Source organism: Acinetobacter sp. UBA3461 (assembly GCF_002381195.1).
Taxonomy (GTDB): Bacteria; Pseudomonadota; Gammaproteobacteria; order Pseudomonadales; family Moraxellaceae; genus Acinetobacter; species Acinetobacter schindleri.
In genome coordinates this window covers 104077-106937 of sequence record NZ_DFRO01000046.1, presented here as the reverse complement: position 1 = coordinate 106937, position 2861 = coordinate 104077, and the positions used below count along the sequence as shown (strand labels likewise).

Annotated in this window: 4 protein-coding genes; 2 read left to right on the top strand and 2 right to left on the bottom strand. The window is 42.4% G+C overall.

Annotation, left to right across the window (positions count from 1 at the left end; translation table 11 throughout):
- Window positions 1-1442: alkyl hydroperoxide reductase subunit F (gene ahpF, locus B3D47_RS13920; protein ID WP_286862556.1), on the bottom strand; the 1442-nt coding region annotated here is incomplete at its 3' end.
- 233 nt (window positions 1443-1675) lie between these two features.
- On the opposite strand from ahpF, the gene B3D47_RS13915 reads away from it, so the two are divergent.
- Complete coding sequence (locus B3D47_RS13915; protein ID WP_004892718.1) at window positions 1676-1894, top strand: DUF1653 domain-containing protein; 219 nt, start codon at window positions 1676-1678, stop codon at window positions 1892-1894.
- Window positions 1895-1924: 30 nt separating this feature from the next.
- On the top strand, window positions 1925-2515 hold the full coding sequence (locus B3D47_RS13910; RefSeq protein WP_286862553.1) for an O-methyltransferase: 591 nt from the start codon (window positions 1925-1927) through the stop codon (window positions 2513-2515).
- Between the two features lie 24 nt (window positions 2516-2539).
- Here B3D47_RS13910 and B3D47_RS13905 read toward each other — a convergent pair whose 3' ends face one another.
- The gene (locus B3D47_RS13905) at window positions 2540-2746 is read right to left on the bottom strand and encodes a KTSC domain-containing protein (RefSeq protein ID WP_004815523.1); all 207 of its coding nucleotides are present in this window, start codon (window positions 2744-2746) and stop codon (window positions 2540-2542) included.
- Window positions 2747-2861 lie beyond the last annotated feature (115 nt).

The window sequence follows — 2861 nt, the reverse complement described above, 5'->3', positions numbered from 1 at the left end:
ACATTGGTTTCATTGCGCTCGTTAATCACAATCTCACCGCGGTTGCTTAACTCAACTTTGGTTTCTTTCAGGAAATCCGTATTCGGTAACAAACCGATCTGAACGAAGATCCCTGCAAGTTCAACCGTATGTTCTTCATCGGTCGCACGGTCTTTGTATTTCAGTGCAGTTACCTGTGAACCATCACCCACTACTTCTGTTGAAAGCGCATTCTTGATCACCGTGGTGTTCGGCAAGCTGTTCAACTTGTCCTGAAGTACCTGATCCGCACGTAGTTTGGTATCAAATTCCACCAGGGTGACATGCTCAACAATACCAGCAAGGTCAATCGCAGCTTCTACACCCGAGTTACCACCACCAATCACCGCAACACGTTTGCCTTTGAACAATGGACCATCACAGTGTGGACAGTACGCAACACCACGGGTTTTATATTCCTGCTCACCTGGAACGTTCATTTCTCTCCAGCGAGCACCAGTCGACAGGATTACAGTTTTAGATTCCAGTTTAGCACCGTTTTCTAGGGTCACTTCAACCAGACCGTTGGCAGTTTCATCTGCACCCTTGATGTCAGATACACGTTGCAGGTTCATGATATCCACGCCGTATTCACGTACGTGGGCTTCCATCTCGGCAGCAAATTTTGGACCTTGGGTCTTTTGCACTGAAGTGAAGTTTTCGATGTCCATGGTATCCATGACCTGACCGCCCATACGTTCAGCCACGATACCGGTTTTAATGCCTTTACGCGCTGCATAGATTGCAGAGGTATTCCCCGCAGGACCACCACCAATCACAAGAACATCAAACGCTTCTTTGGCATTGAGTTTTTCCGCATCTTTGGCAGCAGAATTGGTATCCAGTTTGGCAATGATTTCTTCCAAAGTCATACGACCCTGACCGATATGTTCATTGTCCTGGAACACCATCGGAACCGCCATAATTTTGCGTTCTTCCACTTCATCCTGGAAGAAAGCACCATCGATCATGGTTGCTGTTGTACCCGGATTATAGATAGCAATCAGGTTGAGCGCCTGAACCACATCCGGACAGTTATGACAGCTTAAAGAGACAAACACATCAAAGTCAGACTTGATCCCTAAACCTTTGATCGATTCAAGAACTTCATTCGATACTTTCGGTGCATAACCCGAAGTTTGCAGCAATGCCAGAATCAGCGATGTGAACTCATGACCCATTGGCAGGCCTGCGAAGAACACACGAGGCTGTTCACCGGCTTTAGCCACACCAAAGCTTGGTGCACGTTTGTTAGTACCATCAAAACGGGCAGTCACTAAATCAGACAGTGCAGCGATTTCTTCTACAAGTTCTTTGATTTTTGCAGATTTATCCGAAGCATCTAGAGTGGCTACCAGTTCGATTGGCCCTTCAAGGCGTTCTAAAAGGGTTTTTAATTGGGCTGCTGTATTTTGATCTAACATTGCTAACGTCTCCAAAGGAGTAATAATTTATTCGATGAAAGAATATTAAGTGAAATAGATGAATAGGTAAAACAGGTGGTTTTTATTTATTCAATCGGAAATTTAGATGAAATAGAAATTTCATCATTAATATCAAACTTATATCGGGCTAATAATGGAATTTTCAAGTGATCTAGCGGTATTGTGATAATTTTCAGTTAAGATGAATCTGCTTCAATCGAGTGAGTAAAATAATGGAACTTCAACGCGGAATCTATCAGCATTACAAAGGTCAATTATACCAAGTTCTGCATGTCGCCACGCATAGTGAGACTGAAGAAAAACTGGTAGTTTATCAATGTCTATACGGTGACTATTCAATCTGGGTGCGTCCACTCAGCATGTTCACTGAGGTGATAACTTTAGATGACGACCGTGAATTAGAGCGCTTTAAACTGATCAAAGCACTATAAAACCTAATCATTTGAATAAGAGAGTAGAGCGTGGAACACACAAGTCATTTTCAAAACTATGTTCGTGAATTATATGCTCGCTTTAGTGCGCATGATGCTGGTCTAAGTGATCGGTTACAGCGCTATCGTAATATCGAACCTGCATCGGCGCAGTTTCTCTCTATACTTATTCGTGCACAACAGTCTAAATGTGTGCTTGAGATCGGAACATCTACAGGTTATTCCACTTTATGGTTGGCCGAAGCTTTATCAAGCACGCAAGGTCGCATGGTGACTCTGGAAATTGATGCCGAGCGCTCGAAAGAAGCCCAGTTACATGCTCAACATTTAAAGCTGGACAGTTATATTGATTTTCAGGTAATAGATGCATTGGATTATTTACAATCCTGTCAGCAGCAGTTCGATTTTATTCTGCTGGATGCTGAGCGAGATGCTTATGTTGAATATTGGAGCTACCTGCCGCAATTGTTGCAACGGCAGGGTGGGTTACTTGTAGTGGATAATGTACTTTCTCATGCAGAACAGGTAGCAGTATTCAAGGCATTGGTCGATCTGGATAAGCGTTTTGTTTCTTCTACAGTGGATATCGGTGCAGGCTTACTCCTGATTACTTTTCAATAATAGTTTCGAGTAAATAGCCGGGTTTTAATCACTGTAAATCCGGGTGAAATTAAGATCATATTCCAGGTATTTTTTCACAAAGGCCGCCTTGTCATGACGCCTGAGCAAGTTGTCATAAATATATTCGGGTACTGGATGATAAAGCTCGGTTAAACCATTGTCATAGAAAATTTTAAGATGGCGACTTGAAGGATTATATTTCCAGGAAATTACTGTTAAAAGTAGAGCCATACTACACCTCCGATAGACAGGAAGATTTAGATTTAATTCTTATTGGTCTATCTCTTGAACTTAATTCAAGGGCACTGAGTTCTATATAGTTGCTTTGTAAATTTACTCTCTTTCT